This is a genomic window from Actinomycetes bacterium (assembly GCA_036000965.1).
GTDB lineage: Bacteria > Actinomycetota > CALGFH01 > CALGFH01 > CALGFH01 > DASYUT01.
In genome coordinates this window covers 1-22,513 of the sequence record DASYUT010000150.1, presented here as the reverse complement: position 1 = coordinate 22,513, position 22,513 = coordinate 1, and the positions used below count along the sequence as shown (strand labels likewise).

General features: G+C 69.7%; 26 protein-coding genes and 1 tRNA gene. 17 read left to right on the top strand and 10 right to left on the bottom strand.

Features of this window, described 5'->3' with window-relative positions:
- Positions 1–101: 101 nt before the first annotated feature.
- Positions 102–1,013 carry a tyrosine-type recombinase/integrase gene (locus VG276_12980; protein HEV8650288.1) on the bottom strand — a complete coding sequence of 304 codons (912 nt, stop codon included), beginning with the start codon at positions 1,011–1,013 and terminating at the stop codon, positions 102–104.
- Positions 1,014–1,121: 108 nt separating this feature from the next.
- A tRNA-Ala gene (locus tag VG276_12975) sits at positions 1,122–1,194 on the bottom strand.
- 103 nt (positions 1,195–1,297) lie between these two features.
- Here VG276_12975 and VG276_12970 point away from each other — a divergent pair.
- Both VG276_12970 and VG276_12965 read left to right on the top strand, forming a co-directional pair.
- A complete protein-coding gene (locus VG276_12970; GenBank protein ID HEV8650287.1) occupies positions 1,298–2,185 on the top strand; it encodes a tyrosine-type recombinase/integrase in 888 nt (295 codons plus the stop codon).
- 91 nt (positions 2,186–2,276) lie between these two features.
- The gene (locus VG276_12965) at positions 2,277–3,173 is read left to right on the top strand and encodes a class I SAM-dependent methyltransferase (GenBank protein ID HEV8650286.1); all 897 of its coding nucleotides are present in this window, start codon (positions 2,277–2,279) and stop codon (positions 3,171–3,173) included.
- Positions 3,174–3,434: 261 nt separating this feature from the next.
- On the opposite strand, the gene VG276_12960 is transcribed toward VG276_12965, so the two are convergent.
- Entirely contained in the window at positions 3,435–4,106 is a 672-nt protein-coding gene (locus tag VG276_12960) for a VOC family protein (GenBank protein ID HEV8650285.1), read from the bottom strand.
- 138 nt (positions 4,107–4,244) lie between these two features.
- Here VG276_12960 and VG276_12955 point away from each other — a divergent pair, with 138 nt between their 5' ends.
- On the top strand, positions 4,245–4,457 hold the full coding sequence (locus VG276_12955) for a TOBE domain-containing protein (protein ID HEV8650284.1): 213 nt from the start codon (positions 4,245–4,247) through the stop codon (positions 4,455–4,457).
- Between the two features lie 796 nt (positions 4,458–5,253).
- Here VG276_12955 and VG276_12950 read toward each other — a convergent pair.
- Positions 5,254–5,757, bottom strand: a complete 504-nt coding sequence (locus tag VG276_12950) for a hypothetical protein (GenBank protein ID HEV8650283.1) — start codon at positions 5,755–5,757, stop codon at positions 5,254–5,256.
- Between the two features lie 243 nt (positions 5,758–6,000).
- Between VG276_12950 and VG276_12945 the strand changes: the two genes are divergently transcribed.
- Both VG276_12945 and VG276_12940 read left to right on the top strand, forming a co-directional pair.
- On the top strand, positions 6,001–6,123 hold the full coding sequence (locus VG276_12945) for a hypothetical protein (protein HEV8650282.1): 123 nt from the start codon (positions 6,001–6,003) through the stop codon (positions 6,121–6,123).
- Positions 6,124–6,312: 189 nt separating this feature from the next.
- Positions 6,313–7,743, top strand: coding sequence for a YncE family protein (locus tag VG276_12940; protein ID HEV8650281.1), 1,431 nt, complete (start codon positions 6,313–6,315; stop codon positions 7,741–7,743).
- Between the two features lie 89 nt (positions 7,744–7,832).
- On the opposite strand, the gene VG276_12935 is transcribed toward VG276_12940, so the two are convergent.
- Complete coding sequence (locus VG276_12935) at positions 7,833–8,357, bottom strand: histidine phosphatase family protein (protein ID HEV8650280.1); 525 nt, start codon at positions 8,355–8,357, stop codon at positions 7,833–7,835.
- 470 nt (positions 8,358–8,827) lie between these two features.
- Between VG276_12935 and VG276_12930 the strand changes: the two genes are divergently transcribed.
- The 4 genes from VG276_12930 (at position 8,828) to VG276_12915 (ending at position 13,360) form a co-directional block, all read left to right on the top strand.
- Positions 8,828–9,811 carry a magnesium transporter CorA family protein gene (locus VG276_12930; protein HEV8650279.1) on the top strand — a complete coding sequence of 328 codons (984 nt, stop codon included), beginning with the start codon at positions 8,828–8,830 and terminating at the stop codon, positions 9,809–9,811.
- 336 nt (positions 9,812–10,147) lie between these two features.
- Positions 10,148–12,160 carry an erythromycin esterase family protein gene (locus VG276_12925; GenBank protein ID HEV8650278.1) on the top strand — a complete coding sequence of 671 codons (2,013 nt, stop codon included), beginning with the start codon at positions 10,148–10,150 and terminating at the stop codon, positions 12,158–12,160.
- Positions 12,161–12,177: 17 nt separating this feature from the next.
- Positions 12,178–12,846: an alpha/beta family hydrolase gene (locus VG276_12920; protein HEV8650277.1), complete on the top strand. Its 669-nt coding sequence runs from the start codon at positions 12,178–12,180 to the stop codon at positions 12,844–12,846.
- A gap of 85 nt (positions 12,847–12,931) precedes the next feature.
- The gene (locus tag VG276_12915) at positions 12,932–13,360 is read left to right on the top strand and encodes a DUF2267 domain-containing protein (protein ID HEV8650276.1); all 429 of its coding nucleotides are present in this window, start codon (positions 12,932–12,934) and stop codon (positions 13,358–13,360) included.
- Here the strand turns inward: VG276_12915 and VG276_12910 are convergent.
- Positions 13,317–13,991, bottom strand: coding sequence for a TetR/AcrR family transcriptional regulator (locus tag VG276_12910; protein ID HEV8650275.1), 675 nt, complete (start codon positions 13,989–13,991; stop codon positions 13,317–13,319). The two genes, VG276_12915 and VG276_12910, sit on opposite strands and share 44 nt — an antisense overlap.
- A 113-nt stretch (positions 13,992–14,104) precedes the next feature.
- Between VG276_12910 and VG276_12905 the strand changes: the two genes are divergently transcribed.
- Together VG276_12905 and VG276_12900 are read left to right on the top strand one after the other, a co-directional pair.
- On the top strand, positions 14,105–15,649 hold the full coding sequence (locus VG276_12905; GenBank protein ID HEV8650274.1) for an MFS transporter: 1,545 nt from the start codon (positions 14,105–14,107) through the stop codon (positions 15,647–15,649).
- Between the two features lie 278 nt (positions 15,650–15,927).
- Positions 15,928–16,371, top strand: coding sequence for a hypothetical protein (locus VG276_12900; GenBank protein ID HEV8650273.1), 444 nt, complete (start codon positions 15,928–15,930; stop codon positions 16,369–16,371).
- 172 nt (positions 16,372–16,543) lie between these two features.
- Here the strand turns inward: VG276_12900 and VG276_12895 are convergent, their stop codons facing one another.
- Positions 16,544–16,744, bottom strand: a complete 201-nt coding sequence (locus tag VG276_12895) for a hypothetical protein (GenBank protein ID HEV8650272.1) — start codon at positions 16,742–16,744, stop codon at positions 16,544–16,546.
- Here VG276_12895 and VG276_12890 point away from each other — a divergent pair.
- The gene (locus tag VG276_12890; GenBank protein HEV8650271.1) at positions 16,743–16,895 is read left to right on the top strand and encodes a hypothetical protein; all 153 of its coding nucleotides are present in this window, start codon (positions 16,743–16,745) and stop codon (positions 16,893–16,895) included. The two genes, VG276_12895 and VG276_12890, sit on opposite strands and share 2 nt — an antisense overlap.
- An 8-nt stretch (positions 16,896–16,903) precedes the next feature.
- On the opposite strand, the gene VG276_12885 is transcribed toward VG276_12890, so the two are convergent.
- Positions 16,904–17,473 (bottom strand): TetR/AcrR family transcriptional regulator, encoded by a 570-nt coding sequence (locus VG276_12885; GenBank protein ID HEV8650270.1) that lies wholly within the window; start codon positions 17,471–17,473, stop codon positions 16,904–16,906.
- A gap of 187 nt (positions 17,474–17,660) precedes the next feature.
- Here VG276_12885 and VG276_12880 point away from each other — a divergent pair, with 187 nt between their 5' ends.
- Entirely contained in the window at positions 17,661–18,524 is an 864-nt protein-coding gene (locus VG276_12880) for a helix-turn-helix transcriptional regulator (protein HEV8650269.1), read from the top strand.
- 50 nt (positions 18,525–18,574) lie between these two features.
- Here VG276_12880 and VG276_12875 read toward each other — a convergent pair whose 3' ends face one another.
- Positions 18,575–18,685: a universal stress protein gene (locus VG276_12875; GenBank protein ID HEV8650268.1), complete on the bottom strand. Its 111-nt coding sequence runs from the start codon at positions 18,683–18,685 to the stop codon at positions 18,575–18,577.
- A gap of 54 nt (positions 18,686–18,739) precedes the next feature.
- The gene (locus tag VG276_12870; GenBank protein ID HEV8650267.1) at positions 18,740–20,248 is read right to left on the bottom strand and encodes an APC family permease; all 1,509 of its coding nucleotides are present in this window, start codon (positions 20,246–20,248) and stop codon (positions 18,740–18,742) included.
- Positions 20,249–20,449: 201 nt separating this feature from the next.
- Between VG276_12870 and VG276_12865 the strand changes: the two genes are divergently transcribed.
- The 4 genes from VG276_12865 to VG276_12850 all read left to right on the top strand — a co-directional run.
- A complete protein-coding gene (locus tag VG276_12865; GenBank protein ID HEV8650266.1) occupies positions 20,450–20,818 on the top strand; it encodes a hypothetical protein in 369 nt (122 codons plus the stop codon).
- A 52-nt stretch (positions 20,819–20,870) separates the two neighbouring features.
- Complete coding sequence (locus VG276_12860; protein HEV8650265.1) at positions 20,871–21,320, top strand: hypothetical protein; 450 nt, start codon at positions 20,871–20,873, stop codon at positions 21,318–21,320.
- Positions 21,321–21,564: 244 nt separating this feature from the next.
- Positions 21,565–21,759 carry a DUF397 domain-containing protein gene (locus VG276_12855; protein ID HEV8650264.1) on the top strand — a complete coding sequence of 65 codons (195 nt, stop codon included), beginning with the start codon at positions 21,565–21,567 and terminating at the stop codon, positions 21,757–21,759.
- A 473-nt stretch (positions 21,760–22,232) separates the two neighbouring features.
- On the top strand, positions 22,233–22,513 hold a 281-nt coding region (locus VG276_12850), incomplete at its 3' end, for a hypothetical protein (GenBank protein ID HEV8650263.1).

Here is a 22,513-nt window from a genome sequence, read left to right as displayed (position 1 = left end):
GCCGCGCCGCCTCTGGCAGCTTGCCAACGAGGCACGGTCACCAGCGGTCTACCGTTGCAGCAGGCCAACAGCCTTGCCGGGAGCAGGTCTCTGTTGAAGGCCTAGATACGGTCACCGAGGCCGAGTCGGGCGTGCGCGGCCCGAGCTCGCTGCTCCGCCGTGGCCTTGGCGTACCGGTCGACCATCGAGCGGGACTTCCAGCCGGCCAGGCGCATCAGGTCGCCCTCGGTGCCGCCGGCGGCCAGCCACGAGGCTGCGAACGAGTGGCGAAGCTGGTGCGGATGCAGGCCGGGCAGGCCAACCGAGGCGCCGCGTTCGGCGACGACCTGAAACACGCCCGAGGGGGTCATGGCGCCGTTGCGGCCGATCCACAGGTTGGACAGCGCCGCGTGCGGGTGGGCGGCTCGGACGCGCAGGTAGCGGTCGAGCGCCAGCGCGGTCTTGCGGCCATAGGCGAGCGCGCGGGGCCGCCGGCCCTTGCCGAGCACGGTGACGACCTGGTCGTCGAGGTCGAGATCGTCGAGCATGATCCCGGCGCATTCGCCGCGGCGCAGGCCTGTGTCGATCAGCAGGCGGATGATCGCGGTGTCGCGGCGGGCGGGAAAGTCGCGCCCGTCGCACGACTTGAGCAGCCGGCGAAGCTGCTCCTCGCCGAGCACCGGCACCGGCGTCTCGGGGATCTGCGGCGGGCGCATGCCGGCCATGGGGCTCGCCTCAAGCTCGCCCTCGGCCACCGCCCAGGCGAAGAACGACCGAAGGCCGCGGTAGCGGTTGTTCGCGGTCGCCGGCTTCCAGCGGGCGAGCTGGTCGCCGATGAACAGCTCGACGTGCCCGCGCGTGAGCGCGCTCACAGTTAGCGGGTGGCCGCTGGCGGCGCAGAACTCGGCGAGCAGCCGCACCGCGTCGGTGTACGCCTCGACCGTGCGGTCGCTCTTGTTCTGCGCCCGGAGGGTGCGGCGGAAGCTCGCGTTGAGCGCCGCCAGGTCCGGCCCGGACGCCGCAGCAGCAGCCATAGTGCCAAGTTAGGGTGTCGTGGAGCGCAATGCAACCCTTGAACGCTCGTGAACCGCCCACAGCGGAGCGGTTCACAGGGCTCTGAGCTGGGGAAACGAGCGAGAGAGTGGAGATGATGGGACTCGAACCCACGACCCCCTGCTTGCAAAGCAGGTGCTCTTCCAGCTGAGCTACATCCCCGTGGAACATACCCTCTGAGCTGCACTGATGCTACCGCGCCACCTCCCAGGGAGTCTAGCACAGCGCTCCAACAGCACATAAGTGCGTGGTACAATTGGCTGGTATGGCACCCTCTAGCGTAGACCTCCCCGCCTCCTTCGAGCGCCACCTGCGGGCCGAGGACAAGTCCGCCCGCACGGTCGAGACCTACCTGGAGGCCGTCACCCAGCTCGCCGCCTTCCTCACCGCCCGCGGCGTCGACCTGCCCGACGCCGGCCGCAACGACATCGAGGCGTTCCTTGCCGGCCTGCTGGCCCGCTGGAAGCCCGCCACCGCCGCCAACCGCTACCGGGCCCTGCGGGTCTTCTACGCCTGGCTCGACGACGAGGGCGAGATCACCGCCGACCCGATGCGCAAGATGAAGCCGCCGACCGTGCCCGAGCAGCCCGCCCCGGTGCTCACCGAGGACTCCCTCCGCCGGCTGCTGGCCACCTGCGCCGGCAAGGACTTCGAGGCCCGCCGGGACCGCGCGCTGATCCTGCTGCTGCTGGACTCCGGCGGCCGTCGCGCCGAGATCGGTGGCATGCGCACCGGTGATGTGGACTTCAACTACGGCGTGGTGGTCGTGGTCGGCAAGGGCGGCCGGGAGCGCGCGCTGCCGTTCGGCGCCAAGACCGGCAAGGCGCTCGACCAGTACCTCCGCGCCCGCGCCCGCCACCCGCATGCCGAGCTGGAGTGGTGCTGGATCGGCCGCAAGGGGCGCGTGACCGCCTCGGGCATCGCGCAGCTCCTTCGCCGCCGGGGCCGCGAGGCCGGCATCGAGAACCTGCACGCCCACCTGTTCCGGCACACCTTCGCCCACCTGTGGCTCCGTCAGGGCGGCGGCGAGACCGACCTGATGCGACTAGCGGGCTGGAAGTCCCGCGCGATGCTCCAGCGCTACGGCGCCTCGGTCGCCGACGAACGCGCCCGCGAGGCCCATCGGCGGCTCTCGCCCGGGGATTGGCTGTAGCTCATGAGCGGCCACAGTAAGCTGTGCTCAGCCTCGTGGGGAGCCTGGGCAACGGCAGTGCGAGAGATTCCAGAGGCGAAACCTCACGGACGTGGAGGGTGGTAGGGCGGGATGGGACGCAGACGGGCCACCTTTCACGCAGGTGGGAGGGACAGTGTCGGACGACCGCCAAGACACCCCGGCCGCTGACCACCCCGCTTCGCCCCCCACCGCCGCTGACTTCGACAAGGGGTTTGCCTCCGTGGCGAAATCCCCGGGCCTCCGGCGGGTCTGGCAGCAAGCCAGCCCCGACCTGCCGCCCGAGATCGAGCCCTACTCCTTCCTCTCGGTCGCCCTGCTTCGCCACGTCGGCGACGCCCTCGCGCTCGCACCAGGCCAGACGCTTGTGGATCTGGGATGCGGCCGGGGCGGTCCTGGGCTTTGGCTAGCACGGTCGGAAGGTGCCTTGCTGGTTGGGGTGGACTTCTCGGCCGTCGCCGTGCAGCAGGCCGCCGAGCGGGCGGCGCTGTTCGGGCTCGCCGACCGGGCACGCTTTGTCGTGGGTGAGCTTGCCGCCACCGGCCTGCCTGATGCCACCGCCGACGCCGTCGTCTCCATCGACGCGATGCACTTTGCGGCCGATCCCACCGCGGCGGCCCGCGAGGCACTGCGGCTGCTGCGGCCTGGCGGTCGGCTGGCGCTGACCAATTGGCAGGCGCGGAACCTCGGGGACTCACAGCTGCCGAGCCGCATGCGCATCGACTGGGCCGAGACGCTGCGCCTGGTGGGCTTTGCCGAGGTGGCGGTGGCGTCCCGGCCCGAGTGGCACCAGCGGTTCACCCGGGTGTTTCAGGTCGCCCTCGAGCGCGGTGACCCAGGCGACGATGCCGGGCTGGCCTCGCTGCAGGACGAGGCGCGCCGAGCACTGCCCGTGGCGCATCTGGTTGACCGGGTGGTGGTCACTGCGGCCTGTCCTGGTAGGCAAGGAGAAGCCGTCGCTGACGGCTAGCGTGGCGTTGGGCTCTGGTGCAGCGACCACCTGCTCCCAAAGCCAGTCCGGGCAGGGTCGCTCCCTGCGGAGGCGGTGAACAGCGCAGCCCACGGCCATCGTGGCGTTGTGCGTGGTTATCCGCTCGGGACTGGTCGAGACCGTTGTGAATGGCACGCTGGTGGCACGGCCGGCGAGGACGACGGCGGTACAGCCTGGCGGCCTAGGCACCAGCTTGGCCGTAGATGAGGCCCGTCCTCGGTCACCAACTGCCTCGTTGGATCACGGTCGACGCGTGCCGATGATGCTCTCCCCTCGCGGACCGGCGAGGATGAGGCCGGTGACCGCTGGGCTGCCCGGCTCGACGCTGATCGGCAGCCTGTGATTTCCGAGCCAGGACGAGAGCCTGTCCGGGTCGCCGCGAAGCACCAGCATGGTGATTGCGCCTGGCTGTGGTGCCGCGGAGCGCCCGGGGAAGGTCCCTCCCGACGGCCACTCGATGAAGAAGGGGAGCGACGGATCGGCAGCGGCCTCCTCGATGCCTGCACTGCGCCATCGGAGCAGCTTCCCATCCGGGCCCGCTCTCGAACCGGAGCGTGCTGCCAGGCCGAGCCGCCGGGCGACGGCGTCGAGGTCATCGGTCCGCACCGCCCATCCGAGCAGGCGACCGGCTTTGGCGGCACCGCCAGCAACCCACCTCCCGAACACGCTCTCCGCCGCCTCATCCTCATCGATGACGGCGACCAGTTCGAGGTAGGTCTCCCCAAGCGGCACGATCCTGTTCGCGGTGCCCCAGCCCGGGTGATGGCCGCCTGCAACCGACGCGAGGCCGTACCGGGCCTCGAACTCCTCCGCTACGGCAGCGAGGTCGGTGACAGCGATCAAAATGTGGTCGAGCTGCATTGCGACCGAGTGTAGCCCGAACGAACTTGCAAGAGAGCTGGCTGTGCGCAAAGGCTGCGCTCGTCCACCGTGACCCTCTGCCTCGTTGGCAAACGCCCGCAGGGCGCGCGGCAGGCCCTCGCTGGGCCGCTGGATTCGCCCGGTTCGGTAGGCTTGGCGGCCCAACAGAGGCCAGGCCAGGAGGACAACGTGGCGCTGAGCGCACGCAACCAGCTGAGAGGCACGGTCAAGTCAGTCAAGCTCGGTACGGTCATGGCGGAGGTCGTCGTCGAGGTGGGCGGCAACGAGATTGTGTCGGCGATCACCCGCGGCTCGGCCGAGGGGCTTGGGCTTGCGGAGGGTACGGCTGTCACGGTGGTTATCAAGGCCACGGAGGTGCTGCTGGCCACGGACAGCACTTGAGGCCTGGGCCTGTGGGATTCGAACCCGCCTCCACCCGCCTCACGCGTCCCAGGTCCTGGGCGTGAAGGCGCGGTGACCTGCGGTTCTCCTGAACCGGTCGTGACCGCCCGTGCCTGCCGAGGACCAGCGGTTCCCGATGCCGCGCGGACCCAGCGCGGACCAGGGCCACCAGGAGCGCGGCTGGCCCGGTCCCGTCCGGGCGCGGACGCCTCCCGGCGCTCCGGTCCTCCGCGACCAGGGACCGGAGCGGCCGGCCGGGCACGGCAAGGCCGATCACTGCCCTGGGCGAACCGCGAGCTTGGGAAGCACGTCCAGACTGCTGGCCATCGGCCGACAGGGCAGCTCAGGAGCCTTTGGCGCTGGTCGATGCTGACCGTGGTTGACCATCGGGGACCGCCGCTACGGGTACGGTGAGGGCACGGCCGGCGAGCATGGACGTGTCTCGGACCTGGCGGTACGGGCACCAGCTCCGGTGATGGGCAAGGCCCGTCCAGAGTGACCGCCTTCGTCGTTGGCAAGCGCTCCCCGGGGCGCGCGGCAGGATGAGGGACTGGCCTTGGGGTAGCGCGGCGAACGCTCGGGCCCCAAGTGAGGGATGCAACACATACGGGGGCCGGTTGGCCCCCGTATGGTGGCTGCTTGTCGTCCAGTGTGCCGGTGATGAGCGTGGGAGAGACGCGGGCGATTTCACTCGGCTGGATGATTAGGGCCCGCTGCCAAATAACCTGGCCAGGTGGAGTGCTGCCTTCCTCGGTGTTCCGGCGGTGGAACGACCAAGTTGTTGGCTGGCAAGCCCTTACCGCAGGTTGACGAAGGTCCTGCTTGCGTCCGGGACGGGAGTGGAGACGTTGTTGGTGGTGTCGGTGAGCGTGATGCCCGTGTAGGAGACCGAGGCAAGCACCAGTGTCTGGCCGGACGGGCACTCGAACGAGCCCTTCGGCTGCGGCCCGATCGCTGGCGAGGTCGCGCCCGTGACGCGGCCGTTGGTCGGGTCCCTTGAGAACCCGACCGTCAACCCGCCGCTCACGGTCTCCTTGTTCGCCGCCTTGGGGTGGTTGCCGCCGCCGTTGATGCAGGCGTACACGGCGGTCGCGTTGTCGATGTGGATGGTGTAGTTGACGGTCGCGTTGCCGACGCCGGCCTCGTCGTAGCTGACGATGAGGGCGCCGTTGTCGTTGACGCTGCTGCTGACGTTGAAGAAGTGCGCGCCCGATGTCGCGAACGCGGCAGCCGTCAGCATGATCCCGGCGACGGCGAAGGAGACGCCTACCGTCAGGAGTCGCCGCAGGCATTGCTTCATTGCTTTACCCCCCGGTTCAAGACGCCCGCGTTTCTCCCTTGCTGGCCGTGCGCCGGGCACCCTGCGCCGAGCGAGCCCTGCGTTGCCTCCCCTCACGTTGGCGTGCTGGTTGCAGACCCGCTAGCGAGTTCAGCAACCCAGGCGTTGGCCGCTCGCTGGTCTACAGCCGAGATCGGCACTTGTACATACGTAGTTCTCCCTAAGTAGTGGAGGGCCTGACGGCTGAGGCAGCTGGCTGACCGGGTGGAGGACAAGACCCGCAGGTACGCCGGGCTCGCCGAGGCGTTGGGGGTGCCGCTGCTGGTGGCGGTGGGTGCGCACCGGTTCACCGGCCGGGTCGTCGAGACGGGACGGACCGGCGGATGACCGGCTGCCGGCCACCGGACGTCTGCGACCCGTGAAGCCCTCGCGCTACGCGGACCATCGGGTGCCAGGTCCCGAGCGGGGTGAGCCGACCAGCCTGGCCGCTACGCGATTGTTACGGGTAGGCGTGTTCGTCCCTTCTCGGTAGAGTGCATCGGTCCTTCCGGGAATCGAGCAATGCGCGGGAGGCGGATGCGCATGCACGTCACCTACCGGCGGGTGGCCGTGGTCGTTGTCATGCTGGTGCTGGCGCTCGTCGCCGTGGGGATCTTGCGGTCGACTGGCCGGCTCAGCCTCGCCGGCCGCCGCGCGTCAACCCTGGACGCCAGCGCTCCCGCCACCTCGGCCCCGCCGCAGGCCGGGAAGGGCCAGAGCGGCGCAGAGCCCGGGGCCCCTGTCGTGGCGGCACGTCATCGCCTGGCGGTGACGACCCATCCCCCGGGTGCGGCCCTGCGCATCGTGGGCCCCGACGGATCCGCACGGACTGCCCGGACCCCCTTCCAGGGAATGGTGCCGGGCGGTCGGCTTCAGCTCACCCTCGCGCATGCGGGCTACAACAGGCTCACCCAGCAGCTCACGCTGGATCGCGACCGCTCCCTGGAGCAGTGGCTGGACCCGGCCGGGCTGCTGCACCACAAGCTGGGGACCTTCACCACCGGATCCAACCCCAAGCAGGTCGCGTTCACGTCCGACAGCCGGGAGATCTGGGTGTCCCTGCTCGGCGGCCGAGGTGTCGAGGTGTTCGACACGGCCAGCCGCCGACGCAAGGCCCAAGTCAAGCTGGGCCGCCACGGGGCGGTCGAGGTCATCTTCAGCCGGGACGGCCGCACCGTGTACGCCAGCCAGATGGAGTCCGCCTCGGTGTTCGAGATCGACCGGCGGACACGGCGGGTGCGCCGCCAGCTGCCCACCAGGGGGACCTGGAGCAAGGTGATGGCCCTGTCTTCCGACGAGAAGACCCTGTACGTGGCCAACTGGTCGAGCAGCAACGTGTCCGAGATCGACCTGGCCTCGGGCCGGGTGCGGCGGCTGCTGCCCACGGTGGCCACGCCGCGCGGCCTGTACCCCACCCAGGACGGCACCCGCCTGTATGTCGCCGGCTACGACCAGGGGGAGCTCGCCCGCATCGACCTGGCCACCGGCCGGTCCACGGTGCTGCTGCGCACCGGCGGGGCCCTGCGCCATCTGGTCGGCGATCCGGCGCGGGGACGGCTGTACGCCGACGACATGGCGACCGACACCGCGTTCACGGTCGACCTGGGCACCGAGAAGGCCCGCAAGCTGGCCAGCACCGATGAGAAGCCCAACACGATCGACGTCGGCCCCGACGGGAGGGTCCTGTACGTGTCCAACCGCGGCGAGAACGGCAGCTCCTACTACCTGCCCGGCCCGGAATGGGGCTCGGTCCTGGCCATCGACACAGTCACGGGCAAGGTCCTGGACGCAATCGTGGGCGGCAACCAGACCACCGGGCTGGACGTCTCCCCGGACGGGCGGACCCTGGCCTTCAGCGACTTCCTCGACAACCGGGTCACCCTCTACGCCATCCCGTCCTACGCGACCTTGGCGGCCGGAAACGGGGGCCGGGCGACCGCCCATCTCGCCGACATCCCCAAGCGGTAGCGCGCCAGGCCCAGTGCGACCGACCGCACACCCCCACCGGCGGAAGGATCAGCAGACGTCACGAGGGCGCAGCCGGTGAGTACGGCTCGTCAGGCGTCCGGGGGCTCGACCCGGAAGCCCTCCCCGTCGGCCACCACCAGCACCCCGGCCCCCTTGCCAAGCGGCGCGACCACCTGGCCGGTGAGGCCGAGCACGGCCGCCTCGTTGGTGGGGCTGTGCCCCACGACCAGCGCCCGCTCCTCATCGCCCAGCCGCCCGAGCACCCGACCCAGCGCGGCTCCCAACCTGGCCGAGTCCTCGGCGACAAGCTCAGGGTCGGCGGCCCGCAGGGCCTCCAGGTCGCCGCTGCCGGCCCGCTGGTACGCCTCCCGCCAGCGCTCCTCCAGCCCGGAGCGGAGCCCCGCCTCGACGATCACCCCACCGGGCACCGGCTGGCCGAGCCCGGCCAGCAAGCAGGCCAGCGTCTGGGTGGCCCGCTGGGCGCCGCTGGAGACCCCGAGCTGGTAGCCGCCGGTCAGGCCGGCGCCGATGCGCAGCGCCGCCGCGACACCCTGGTCGGTCAGCACGTCGCCGTCGCTGTCGGTGTGGCGCCGCAACTCCACAAACCGTGACATGGATTCCTCCTCAAGCTTCGGTGGGCGACCGCTTCCCGGCCGCTCAGGCGGTCAACAGCACCGTGGTGCCACGCGGCACCCGGGCCAGGACAGCCGGGCCAGGACAGCCGGGCCGGGACACCTGGGCCGGGACACCTGGGCCGGTCGTGCACGTACTCAGATGCACGGGTGCTCAGAGCCTCTGCCAGGCGGCGCCCGGGGTGCAAGTCCGCGGTCGCTCTGGTGCCACGGCGACTGGCGGTGCCGGGAATTGGGTGTGGTCGGCCCGGACTACCCACCACTCGCCGCCTTCGACCGCCCGACAGCAAACGTCGCGTCACCCGGCTTCTCCATGCTCGTCGACTCGGGCTGAGTTAGGGCGGTAGGAGCCTGGGGCCTCCCAAGAGTTGCCGAGCCCGTGCGTGCGGTACAGGCTCAGGCGACCTGGCTGGAGCACGGTGGCCTGGAACGGTCTGGAGGAGGCGAGCGGGGTGGACATTCGCTTGGTATCCGAGAAGGGCGTTGAGCAGCATCCCGTCGAGGGGCTCGAGGCGCTGCTCCACCGCGAGGACGGGTTCGTCTGGGTGGACATCCCTAACTGTGACGAGGAAGCCGTCCGGGTGCTGTCACAAGTCTTCGACTTCCATCCGCTGGCCATCCGGGACTGTGTCGAGCGCAACCACGTCGGCAAGGTCCACGTCTACCCTGACCACGTGTTCATCGTCCTGCACGCCCCCGAGCTGGGGAAGGGCGGCCACGTTCACTACGTCGAGCTCGACCAGTTCGTCGGTCCTCGCTACCTGGTCACGGTCCACGGTCCCGTCAACCCGGCGGTTACGCTCGAAGCCATGCTCCGTGAGACCCGCATGGCGCTCAAGCGGATCGAGGCGGGCCGCCTGTGCCCCTCCTCGCCGTTTGAGCTGTCCTACGCGATCGTGTCGGCCCTGACCCGCCACCAGGAGGGGTTCGTGGCGGCCCTCACCCGGGAGGTGTGGCAGCTCGAGCAACAGGTCACGGCTGGCGACACCCGCGACCCCGAGCAGTTCCTCGAGGAGCTGTTCCGCGCCCGCCACGGGCTGATCGCGGTCCGGACCATGGCCGCGCTGAGCCGCGAGACCTACGGGCGGATGGCCGCCCTGACGCGCTTCGTCCCCCCCGAAGGCCAGCCGCTGGTGGTCGACATCGTGGACCAGTTCGGCCGGGTCCAGGGTGTGGCCGACGGCGAACGGGACTACCTCCAGGGAGTGATCGAGTTCTACCAGGCCCGGACCGAAACGAAGCTGACGATCGCCGCGGAGCGCCTGGCCGTGATCGCGGCGGTCACGCTGCCGATCACCGCCCTGTCGTCGGTCTACGGGATGAACATCATCGTCAACGACCACACCGACTTCGTGCACCTGGCGGCGGTGCTGGTGGTGATGGCGAGCATCTCAGCGCTGCTGCTGCGGTGGGCAAAGCGGCAGGGATGGTGGTAGCCAGCTCATGTCCGTTGGCTGCAGGCCGGCCTTGAGCCGCAGAGCCGAGGCGGCCACGGCAACCACCCCAAGGCCCTTACAGGGCTTCGGGTGTTGGAGTGACAGCCGGGGTTGGATGGATCGCTTGGAGGTCAAGGCATCCAGGGCAGGGAGAGGTGTCACCTCAACCCCCAAGCCCTGGAAGTGCGTGGTCTGTCCGGCTCGCAATGAGGTACCCAGGTCCCCTTCGAGGGGTCCCAGGTCCCCTTCGAGGGGTCCCAGGTCCTCTTCAAGGGGTACCCAGGTCCTCTTCAAGGGGTGCCCGGGTCCTCTTCGAAATGGACAAAGGGGGCTGGAATGGCGGACCGTCTTTTCCGCGACCGGAGGGATGCCGGTCGAGTCCTGGCCGGCCTCCTCGAGCACTATCGGGGTCGCTCCGACGTCATCGTGCTGGGGCTGCCCCGGGGTGGCGTGCCAGTGGCCTACGAGGTCGCCACGGCCCTGGGCGCGCCCCTGGATGTGTTTGTGGTGCGCAAGCTGGGCGTCCCCGGCCGCGAGGAGGTGGCCATGGGGGCGATCGCCAGTGGTGGGGTGATCGTCCTCAACGACGACGTCGTCCGCGGCCTGGGCGTTCCGCCTGAGGTCGTCCAGCAGGTGGCCGAGCAGGAGGGCCGCGAGCTGCTGCGCCGGGAGCAGGCCTACCGGGAGGGCCGGCCCGCGCCCGACGTCGCGGGCCAGACCGTCATCGTCGTCGACGACGGCCTTGCCACGGGCGCGAGCATGCGCGCCGCCATCCACGCCCTCCGCCAGCTCCGGCCCGCCAGGATCGTGGTCGCGGTACCGGCCGCGCCCGAGTCGACCTGCCGGGAACTCGCTGCCCTGGTCGACGAGGTGGTCTGCGCGACCACGCCGTCGCCGTTCTACGCGGTCGGGGCCTCCTACTGGGACTTTACGCAGACCACCGACGAGGAGGTGCGGGACCTGCTTCGCGCCGCGTCGGCGGCGCGGCCGGCCGCGGCAGGCACCCGGGGGGCGACGGGCGTGGCCGTCGTCCGCTCCGAGGCTGCGCTGGTCGAGGATGGCGTACCGCCCGACGAGGTGCTGTTCGACCTGGTCGGCGATGCGCGGCTGGTGCTGGTCGGCGAGGCCTCCCACGGCACCCACGAGTTCTACGCGGCGCGTGCCGCCATGACCCGGCGACTCATCGAGGAGAAGGGCTTCTGCGCCGTGGCGGTCGAGGCGGACTGGCCCGACGCCTACCGGGTGAACCGGTACGTTCGTGGCCGCAGCGACGACGCGACCGCCGAAGAGGCCTTGCGTGGCTTCGAGCGCTTCCCCACCTGGATGTGGCGGAACGCGGTGGTGCTCGACTTCGCGGGGTGGCTGCGCGAGCGAAACGACCGCTTCGCCCCCGACGAGCGGGCCAAGACGGGATTCTACGGGCTCGACCTCTACAGCCTCTACCGGTCGATGCACGAGGTCATCGCCTACCTCGAACGTGTCGACCCGGCCGCTGCGGCGCGCGCCCGTGAGCGCCACGCCTGCTTCGACCACTACGCCGGCGACGACGGCCAGGCCTACGGCTTTGCAGCCGCCTTCGGAGGGGGCGAGTCATGCGAGCGGGAGGTGGTCGAGCAACTCGTCGACCTGCAGCGCCACGCGCTGGAGTACGCGCGGCGGGACGGGCTGATCGCCGAGGACGAGCGCTTCTACGCGGAGCAGAACGCGCGCACGGTGAAGGCAGCGGCGGAGTACTACCGCTCGATGTTCAGTGGCCGGGTCTCGTCCTGGAACCTGCGCGACCGCCATATGGTCGACACCCTGGACGCCCTCGCCAACCACCTCAGCCGCCAGCGGGGCGAGCCGGCCAGGATCGTGGTGTGGGCCCACAACTCCCACGTCGGCGACGCCCGGGCGACCGAGGTCGCGGCCCACGGCGAGCTCAACGTCGGCCAGCTGGTGCGCGAGCGGCACCCCGGCGACTGCCGGCTGGTCGGCTTCACCACCTACACGGGCACGGTGACCGCCGCCGACGACTGGGGCGGGCCGGCCGAGCGCAAGTGGGTGCGGCCGGCGCTTGCCGACAGCGTCGAGGAGCTGTTCCACGAGGTCGGCGAGAAGGCGTTCCTGGTCTCGTTCGGCATCGCGCCAAGCACGGCCGAACTGCTGCGCTCGGCGCGCCTCGAGCGGGCGATCGGCGTGGTCTACCGCCCGGAGACCGAGCGGCAGAGCCACTACTTCCGGGCCCGGGTGGCCGACCAGGTCGACGCCGTGATCCACATCGACGAGACGCGGGCGGTCGAGCCGCTCGAGAGAACGGCAGGCTGGGAGAAGGGCGAGGTGCCCGAGACCTATCCGTTCGCCGTGTGACGCCCGAGGGAGACGCTGTGAACGCCGTCCAACAGAGCCTGGAGATCCCCGCCGGGGGCGTCGTGCTGGACGCCGACATCGTGGTGCCGGAGACGGCGCGGGGGGTGGTGCTGTTCGCCCACGGGAGCGGCAGCAGCCGTCACAGCCCCCGCAACCGCTACGTGGCCGGCGAGCTGCAGAGCGCCGGCTTGGCCACGGTGCTGGCCGACTTGCTCACCCCAGAGGAGGAGCGGGTCGACGCCCGGACTGCTGCCCTCCGGTTCGACATCGACCTGCTCGCGGTGCGGGTGGCGGCGTTGACCGACTGGTTGGTCGAGTATGAGCCCACCCAGGGCCTCGGCGTCGGGCTCTTCGGCGCCAGCACCGGCGCGGCGGCCGCGCTGGTCGCTGCCGCCACGCGGCCTGCCGCCGTGCAGGCAGTCGTCTCCCGCGGGGGCCGGCCCGACCTGGCCGGCGAGTACCTCCCCCAGGTGCGCCAGCCCGTGCTGCTGATCGTCGGGGAGCGCGACCCGGCCGTCATCGAGCTCAACCGCAAGGCGATGCAGCAGCTGGGCGGCGAGACCCGCCTTGAGATCGTCCCGGGCGCGTCCCACCTGTTCGAGGAACCAGGGGCGCTGGAACGGGTGGCCAGCCTGGCCCGCGACTGGTTCGCCCGTCACCTGACGTCGGCGCCGCGCCGCGAGTGACCGCTCGGGTCCACGGGGTCGGGTGGCAGGCTCTTGGACGTGCCCTTTGTCGTGAGCCACGCCAAGTCCAGGAGGGCCGGAGCAGATGGCTGACACGGGATTCGCTTCGTTCAGCACTACTGTCGACAAGACGAATCGAGTTCTCAAGGAGATCGAGCAGGCCTATGGCTGGCCGAAGGAGCGCCGGAACCAGTCCTACGCTGCCCTGAGGGCAGTCCTGCACGCGCTGCGTGATCGACTGACGGTCGAGGAAGCGGCTCAGCTCTCTGCTCAGCTGCCGATGTTGATCCGCGGCATCTACTTCCAAGGCTGGGACCCAACCGACGTGCCGGTGAAGATGCACCGGGAAGAGTTTCTGGAGCGGGTCCGGCGAGAGTTCCCCTACGAGGTCGAGGGCGGCATGGAACCATTGGTCCAAACGGTCCTGCGGGCTCTCCGGCACTACGTCACCGAGGGGGAGTGGGAAGACATCAAATCGAGCGTGCCGAAGGATCTGGCCGTCGTGCTGCCGTAGAGGCCGCCTCGGTCCACGGCCGGAGCAGCGGCATGACGAGGTCGTCGAGGACCGACACGACGTAGGCGTCGGGTACCGGGGCGCCATCCACGAAGAACCGCTGCACCAGCATGGCCGGGCCGACCTCCGCGACGAGTTGGCTGACGGCGTCGGGCCGGACCTCTCCGCGGCGGGCGCCTCGCTCCAGCACGTCGAGGAACATCCGCTTGCGCGGCTCGAGGACCCGGTCGTGCAGGATACGAGCGAACGGGCGGTCCTGGTCGATCTCGGCCATGAGGCTCTGGAGGGCGCAGCCGGTCGGGGAGTTGACCAAGGCCGCCACCCGGCAGAGCAGGTCGAGGAGGTCGTCGCGCACGTTGCCGTGGTCGGGCAGGTCGGCCAGGGACGGCAGGGTGTGGTGGAGGGCGTCGACGACCAGGTCCTCCTTGCACGGCCAGCGGCGGTACAGCGCCGCCTTGCCGGTGTGGGCGCACGCGGCGACCCCTTCCATCGTCAGGCCTGCGTAGCCGACCGTCTGGAGCTGGTCCAGGACGGCGTCGAAGATCGCGTGCTCGAGGGTCTCGCCGCGGCGCCGCGTGGGGGAGCACGGCGTGCAGGACGGTGTCGCCGTGGGGTCCGCCTGAGCGGCCATCGGTGAACCTCCAGCTGGACAGGTAGTGAACGCTTGCGTTCCTTACACCAGCAGTGTACCGTCGCCCACTAGTGAACGGGATCGTACACTAGTTAAGGGGACGGAGACAGCCTATGACGGTCTCACAACCGCTGACGTCGCCACCTCCGGGCACGGCCCGACGGGGTGCTCACCCTGGACTGACGCTCACCATCATCGCGGCATCGCAGCTCATGGTCGTGCTGGACGCGACGATCGTCAACATCGCGCTGCCCCAGATCCAGCAGGCCCTGCACTTCTCCACCACCAGCCTGTCGTGGGTGCTCAACGCCTACACCCTCACCTTCGGCGGGCTGCTGCTGCTCGGCGGCCGCGCCGGCGACATCCTCGGTCGTCGCCGCGTGTTCGTCGCCGGCATCCTCGTGTTCACCGTCGCCTCGTTCCTCGGCGGCCTGGCCACGTCGTCGGGCTGGCTGCTGGCCGCGCGCGCCCTGCAGGGCGTCGGTGGCGCCATCGCCGCACCGACCGCGCTGGCGCTGATCACCACCAACTTCGCGGAGGGACGCGAGCGCAACCGCGCGTTCGGCGTGTTCGCGGCCGTGTCCGTGTCCGGCGCGGCCATCGGCCTGCTCGCCGGCGGCATGCTCACCTCGTGGCTGTCGTGGCGGTGGGTGCTGTTCGTCAACGTGCCGATCGGCCTCCTGCTCGCCTTCCTCGCGCCGCGCTACATCACCGAGTCGGAGCGGCAGCCCGGCAGGTTCGACCTCGGCGGGGCCCTCACCTCGACGGCAGGGATGGCGGCGCTGGTCTACGGGTTCATCCGCGCGGCGCAGGAGGGGTGGAGCGACCCCGGGACGATCGGCTCCTTCGTCGCCGCCGTAGTCCTCCTCGCGGTCTTCTTCTTCATCGAGACGAGGACCAGGCAGCCGATCACGCCGCTGCACATGTTCCGCGACCGCAACCGGGCGGGCATCTACGGCGTCATGCTCGCCCTCGCGGCGGCGCTGTTCGGCATGTTCTTCTTCCTCACCCTGTTCGTGCAGGGCGTCCTCGGCTACAGCCCGCTGAAGGCCGGCTTCGCGTTCCTGCCCATCACCGCGGCGATCATCGTGACCTCACAGGTCGCCGCGCGGTCGCTGCCCAGGCTGGGGCCGAAGCCCCTCATGGTGGCCGGCGCCGTGCTGGCGGTCGCGGGGCTCGCCTGGCAGTCGCAGGTCTCGGTCAGCAGCGGCTACCTCGACGGGATCCTCGGCCCGATGCTGCTGTTCGGCCTGGGCATGGGGTTGCTGTTCGTGCCGCTGACGATCGTGGCGGTCTCGGGCGTGGAACCGCACGAGTCGGGCGCGGCGTCCAGCCTGCTCAACGTCATGCAGCAGGTCGGCGGCTCCCTGGGTCTGTCGATCCTGGTCACGGTGTTCGGCACCGCGAGCCGGAACGAGGCTCAGAACCAGGTTGCACAGTTCCTCGCCACCGCCACATCGCAGGCCCGCGCCCAGTTCCGGCAGACCGGTCAGCTACCAGCCGCGTACGCCGACAACGTGCTGGCCCACGGCATTTCGACCGCCTTCGAGCTCGCGGTGGTCTTCGCGGTGCTCGCGCTGGTGGTGTCCGTGGTCGTGATCCGCGCCAGAGCCTCGGATGTAGACGCCACCGCCCTGCTGCCGGGCACGGACGCCTGACACACTTGACACGTCAGCCTCGCGGCCCTGTTCCCGGCCCTCGGCGAAGGCCGGGGGCCGGGGGCGTGCCGCGCCGCTCGGCCGCCGGACCCGAGCGCAGGGAACACCATGCGCTCGGCCGCTGTTGCAGCTGACGGGGCAGTCCTGCCGAGGCTTTGGGCTCGCCGCTCTACAACACTGGCATTCCAGAAGGAGCCTGCCCAGGCCAGACGAATCGAGCCTGCACAAAGGTATCGAGCGGGGAGCCCTTTGCGCGATGCTGATTTCCGAGGAGGACGATGGCGACGTGTGTCACGTGCGGGAGCGAGTTGCATCCCGAGCGAGCAGAGAAGTACGACTACTGCACCAAGCGTGAGTGCCAAGAGCAGAATGCCAAGGGACTGACGATCCTGGCTGTGGGCGTGAACAAGGCCGCGGACCAGTATGAGGTGCTGGACGGGCGCACGCGGACGGAGACGGCCAGTCGCGCCTACCGGGACGAGCGACGAGCCTCCTTCGGGAGCGTGGGGGGCGAAGGAAGACCTGCCCGCCCCGCTCGACCCTACCGTAGCAAGTTTCAGTCCAAGAACCCTGGACGTTCGTGGAGCGAGTCGCAGCAGGATCTTGCACGCATCTACAACGCGAGAGGGATGCGTCCGGACGAGATCGCGAGGAAGCTCGGCCTGAGCACGCAGACGGTGACTGGGATGATCCTCGACGCCAAGAACCGCGCGAAGGCTTGACCGTCCACGTCACCTGCGCGCGTCCTCTGTACGCGGCAGGAGCACAACCGGCCTGATCCAGCTACCTGACCGGCTCGCAGGAGCCTCCCGCTCGCCGACCGGCGTCGACGAGCAGCTCGTGAGCTGCTGGTGGACGGCCAGCCCCGGCCGTGCCGGGCGCGCCCCAGGGGCGTTATGCGGGTGGCGCCTCGTGCCAGACACCCTCGTCGAGCTCGGCCCGCTGCTTCCTGCGCCGCAGGAAGAAGGCGACGCTGCCGGCTAGGGTGAGGAGCAGCATGAGCCGCCTCCTCCTACCCTTCTTGTGCTGGTGCTCGAACTTGTGGCTGTGCTCGGGCACGAGGTCGACATCGGTCTTGCCGGACTTGCGCGCCATGGAGGTCCTCCTCGGGAACGGCCTGTCGGCGGGTGGGAGTCTAGCGCCCGGTGCCGCCTCGGCAGGGAGGGAGGGCAAGTACTTCCTGGCTACGGCGTCCCTGGCCACCGCGTCCCTGGCCACCGCGTCGAGCTACGTGCAGGACTTCTGAGCTGCTGCTCAGGCCGAGCTGTCGGCGAGGGCGGCACCTGCGAGGGCGCGGACCCCGACGGCGACGGTCGGCCGGTGGTCGACCGCGGCGACCGCCACGGTCCCGTCGACCAGGACCTGCAGCCGATCGGCCAGATCCGCGGGGTCATGCGCGCCCGCCGTCTCGGCCAGATCCTCGAGGAGCTGATGCGTTGCCATCCGGTGCGCGGCGATCACGCGCTGGGCCGGGTGCTCGGGCTTGCTGCGGAGCTCGGTCGCGGCGTTGGCAACGAACGAGCCGTGGAACTCCTCGGTGGCGAACCACTCCTCGAGCGCGTCCCACAGCCGCCCGAACCGTGCCTCGGGGTCGTCGCCGCCCCGGTCGAGCTCGTCGGTGAGCCAGTGCAGCCAGCGGTCACTCCACCGTTCGAGCGACGCGGCCACGAGCTGGTCCTTGCCGCCGAACTGCCGGTAGAGGGTCATCGGCGCCACGCCGGCTTCGTCGATGACCTGGTTGACGCCGACGACCTGGATGCCATCCTGGTAGAACAGCTTCGTCGCCGTGTCGAGGATCCTGTCGCGGGGCTTGCCAGGCGTCATCGTCGGAGACTCCTCGGGTCGATCCTAGAGATAACGGTCTCTCTCGAGGAGAGTGTGCGGGAGGCTCGATGGATGCGCAAGTCTGCATTCTGCAAGTCTCCGTCTCACAGGTTTGCAGGTAGCACTCGCTCGGAACCATGCTGGATGATGCGGGGACGACCCGCGACCCAAGGGGGTGGAGGGCATCGTGACAGCCCGACTCAGCCCTACCGTGCGACGCCGGCGCCTCGGAGTCGAGCTGCGCCGGCTGCGCGAAGAGGCCGGGCTGACCATCGAACAGGTCGCGAAGAAGCTCGAGTGCTCGGACTCGAAGGTCTCCCGCATCGAGACCGGGCAGGTCGGGGCGATGCCCCGCGACGTCCGCGACATGCTGGAGCTGTACGGGGTCGGCGGCGAGCAGCGGGACGCCCTGATCCAGATCGCGCGCGAAGCGCGGCTGCGAGGCTGGTGGCACGCGTACGGTGACGTGCCGGTCGTGCCCCCCTACATCGGCTTGGAGGTCGCGGCGGCAACAATCAACGTGTACGGGGCGCTGCTCGTCCCCGGGCTGCTGCAGACCAGGCAGTACGCGGCGGCCGTCCAGCGTGCCGTCCACCCCGACCTGCCCGCCGAGCAGATCGAGCGCCGGGTCGAGCTCCGGGTCGCCCGGCAGTCCATCCTCGACGGGGACGACCCGCCCGAGCTCAGGACGATCCTGGACGAGGCCGTGCTGCGGCGCCCGGTCGGCGGGCCAACGATCATGGTGGAGCAGTTCCGTCACCTTGTCGGGATGGCCGGACGGCCCAAGGTGACGATCCAGGTGCTGCCCTTCACGGTGGGCGCGCACACCGGCGTGGACGGCCCCTTCACCATCCTCGGCTTCTCCACGCCGACCGACCCCGACGTCGTGCACCTCGAGCACACGATGGGGGACCTCTACCTGGAGCGCCCCGAGGAGATCACCCGGTATGCGCTGGCATTTCGCGGCCTGCGCGACGCGGCGCTCCGGCCGGACGCCTCGGCCGCGTTCCTGACCGACCTGCTGAAAGGTAGCCCACGATTAGCCTGGTAGTGCAGTTACGCGAGGACGAGCTCATGCTCCTCGTTGATCCTGCCGCGGTCTCAGCGGGCGATCAGCACCGGCCGGTCACTGAGATGGAGCACCTTGTGCGCGACGCTGCCGAGCACCAGGGCCGCAAGATCGGTCCTGCCGCGCGAGCCCATCACGATCACACCGGCGTCATCGGGTAGTCCCCCCGGCGACCAACGTAACGTTGCGGCAGGCGCTTAGGGTGTGACCTCCTCGGCCTGGAGAAGCGCCATCTGCTCGGCGTTCGGCATCGTGGGTGCGTCCTTGTCGCGGAGCGTGATCGGCTTCTGGTCCTGCACCACCCTCCGGTAGAAGTACAGCAGCACCGACAGCACCAGGACGCCGACGCCCAGGTAGAAGGGGTACCCGCCGAACTTGTAGCCGCCGAGCAGCGCAGCCAGCTTCTGCTGGGTCACGCCGAAGATCACGAACATGAGGTTCAGGACGAAGAAGACGCCGGCCAGCGCCACCCACACCGGCCCGACCTTGATGGGGCGCGGCCATCTCGGCCGGTCCTTCCGCAGCAGCAGGAAGGCCGAGAGCGCCAGCACGTGCGAGAGCACGTAGCCGATGTTCGACATGTACAGGATCGCCAGGTTGTTGGCGACGAACAGGATCAGGGCGACGTTGACCACCATGTCCACGGTCATGGCCCGGGCCGGCACGTGGAACCTGTTCAGGTGGTAGAGCTGCTTGACCGTCATCCCGTCCCTGGCGATCCCGTACAGCGCCCGGCCGCCATCCGCCGTGGCGGAGTTCATCGACAGGATGAGGCTGGCGATCAAGAGCACGAGTGCGACGCCGCCGAAGCCGGATCCGACGATGTTCCTGAACGCCTCGACGTAGAAGGGGCCATAGGCGGTCGTGGGATCCGGCGCGCCGGTCACTCCCCCCAGCCCGAGCGGGAGGAACACGTAGACCACCAGCGAGAACGACGCCGCCGTGCGAAGCGCCAAGGCGGTGTCCCGCTTCGTGTCGTGGTACTCGGGCGCGAAGCTGGCGCAGACCTCGATGCCATAGGCCGACCAGCACATGATGAACAGCCACACCATGGCGACCGTGAAGCGGCTGTACCCCGGCACGGCCGCGTAGTGAATGTTGGAGCTGTGCCAGTCTCCCGTCAGGTACGGCACGATCATGAACACGGCGAGCGGGATCATCAGCAAGACCCCGGTCACGTAGGCGACCGCCAGCGACGGCCTCACGCCGAGGATATTGAACAGCCAGACCACGACGATGAGCCCGACGCCGATCAGCTGCGGCAGGCCGATGTTGACGGGTCCCGTGCTGAAGTACCCGGGCGACGTTCCCCCCAGCTTGGCGTTCGGGAACCATTCGGCGGTGATCAGGCCTCCGATCAGGTTGCCGAAGATGGAGAGCACCACCGACCACCCGATCCAGTATCCGAACGCCGCAATCGGGCCGAACAGCGAGAAATACCGCCGCCATCCCTCGTAGGCGTACAGGGAGATGCCGCCGGGCTTGTCGGGGAACATGGCCGCCGTCTCGGAGTAGATCCAGTTCTGCAGGAGCCCGATGGTGGCGGAGATGCCCCAGAGGATCACCGAGCCGAGCACGCCGACGCTGTCGAACGTGAACCCGAGCGACGCGATCAGGAACCCGGGGTTACATAACGCGATGACGAACCCGTCGTACCAGCGAAGAGTCTTGAGAAGCTGGCGCTCCTCGATGACCGCCTCAGCCATCGTCACTCCCTGTGCCGTGCCACGAGCCCTTGGGCCGTGCCACAGGCCTTCGAGCCGTGACGATCCCGCAGATACCGTAGATACCGTTCTATAATGCGGCTCATTGTCGGCGAGGGCGAGAGGCAATGCAAGGGCGGTGCACCCAACTGCGGGTCTGGCAGTCTCGTACCGTGGCCGCCCCTCGGCCCGCGGGGTTCTAGGGTGCGCGGCGCGCCCATCACCGTCCGCTGCGACTGCGGCGACGTCCGGTACGTCCCCTACGGGGAGCGATGGACGTGCGAGCAGTGTGGCCGTCGCTGGAACACCGCGCAGATCCCGGCCGAGGCGTACTGGGGCATCATGCGGGAGATGCGCCGGTACCGGCTCTCGGTGATGGGGACGGCCCTCGCCATCGTGGCCGTGTTCGCGCTGCTCGGGGCCTTCGCCGGTGGGCGGTTCCTTCTCCTGATGCCGATCGTCCTGGGATTCTGGTTCCTCTGGTACATGCCGCTGTGGCGCCGGAAGGTCCGGCGCCGGGCCCGGAACCTCCCAAGGTGGCAGCTCCGCCCGGAGAAGGATGTCGACCCATAGCCGCCCGAGGTCGAGGGTCCCCGCCGCGCCGGTCGAGTCGGGGGGGCGGCCGGTGCTGCTGGCCACGCTGGACGTCCCGTTCGAAGAGCAGGCCTGGGTCGTCGCCGTGGACGCCGCGGTGGAGTCCGGGCAGCTGCTGATCGTGGCCAATATGGTGGTGCTCCCACCCTTGCCCCTGTCCGTGATGATGGGCTATGACCAGCTCGACTACACGCCCGAGCTGGCTCGGGCCCTGCGCGAGCCAGCGGAGCTGGCCCGTTCGCTGGGCGTCCGGGTCGAACGCCTCCGGGTGAAGAGCCTTCACCCGATCGAGGCCCTCGTGGAACTGGTGGACGAACGGAAGCCGGGATTGCTCGTTTTCGGCCCGGACCGAACGAAGCTCTCCCGCCGCGTCTATCGCAGGGCCGTCCGGGCCCTCCACCAGCACATCGACTGCCTGGTCTGGCTGCCGGACGAATACCTTCACGACGAGTCGAGGGGCGGGCCACCTCCCGCCGGGTGAAGCAGTCGCGAGATCCCGCCGACCTGCTGGAAAGGCAGCTGGCCTCGCGCCGAGCTGGGCAAGAGCGAGCTCCCAGATGAACACGCCGAAGCGTCGAGAAGCGTAGTTGACCGCTGACGAGCTGAACCGGACGATTCTTGCTCACCCTTTGGACAAGGGCGAGTTATGCTCCCGCCGCCGGTCAAGCTCCCCCGTTGACCGCGCTGCCGAGCAGCTCTCTCGAATCCCAGGAAGGGGATGTGGGATGGTCGATCTGTCCCGCGCTGTATGGCGGAAGAGCACGCGCAGCCACACGAACGGCTGCGTCGAGGTCGCATTCGTCGACGGTCACATCGCGGTCCGCGACTCGAAGGACCCGGGCAGCCAGATGCTCGTGTTCACTCCCTTCGAATGGCAAGCCTTCGTCAGCGGAGTGCGTGATGGGGAATTCGATCTCTAAATAGACCAGGCAAACGCAGGGAGAGCGGCGACGCCTCGGCCGGGCATCGCCGCTCCCTGCATTTTGCTCAAGCTGCCGAGCAGCTGCGCATTTCTACTGAGCCTCAACCCTCCGGCGGGATCCCGAGTTTGCCCGGTATGGGACCGGTAAGCCGGGCATACTCCGAGGCCCGGGCGGTGCGGCGCGCCGGCACCATACCGCGACCGCGCGGGAGTTCCTTGGCGACTTCGTCACGCCCCTGAGCGAGCCCGGGTCGTCGCAACGCCCTTACGCCTACCGTGACGGTCGTATATTCCGCCTTGCCGGGGCAACCCAGTCGGGGATCATGCCGACTGACCGGAGGCACAGCGATGAAGACCGACAGCGAGCTGCGGCGTGATGTCGAGGAAGAGCTGGAGTGGGAGCCGAGCGTTGACGCCGGGAAGATCGGCGTCGCCGTCAGCGCTGCTGCCTGAGGGACGCGCAGGCCGAGCATGGTCGTCCACCACCCGCCCCAGCAGCTCCGGCGCACCAGCGACCGGCCCGCCGCGAGCACCGACGTGCTCGCGGCCACCTCCCCGTCGTCGCCGTCTGGCAGCGCCGACGCCCCGCTCGGCGTGCCCACGACGTCGGCCCGCACACCGCGAGGGACCTGGGCGCTGTACTTCAACGGAAGCGAGGTCCTGGTCGTTCATCCTGGCGGGACCCTGGCCGGCCTCCCAGCCGACGTCGCAGCCGAACTGGACCGGCTGACCGCCCAGCCGGGCTACGGCGA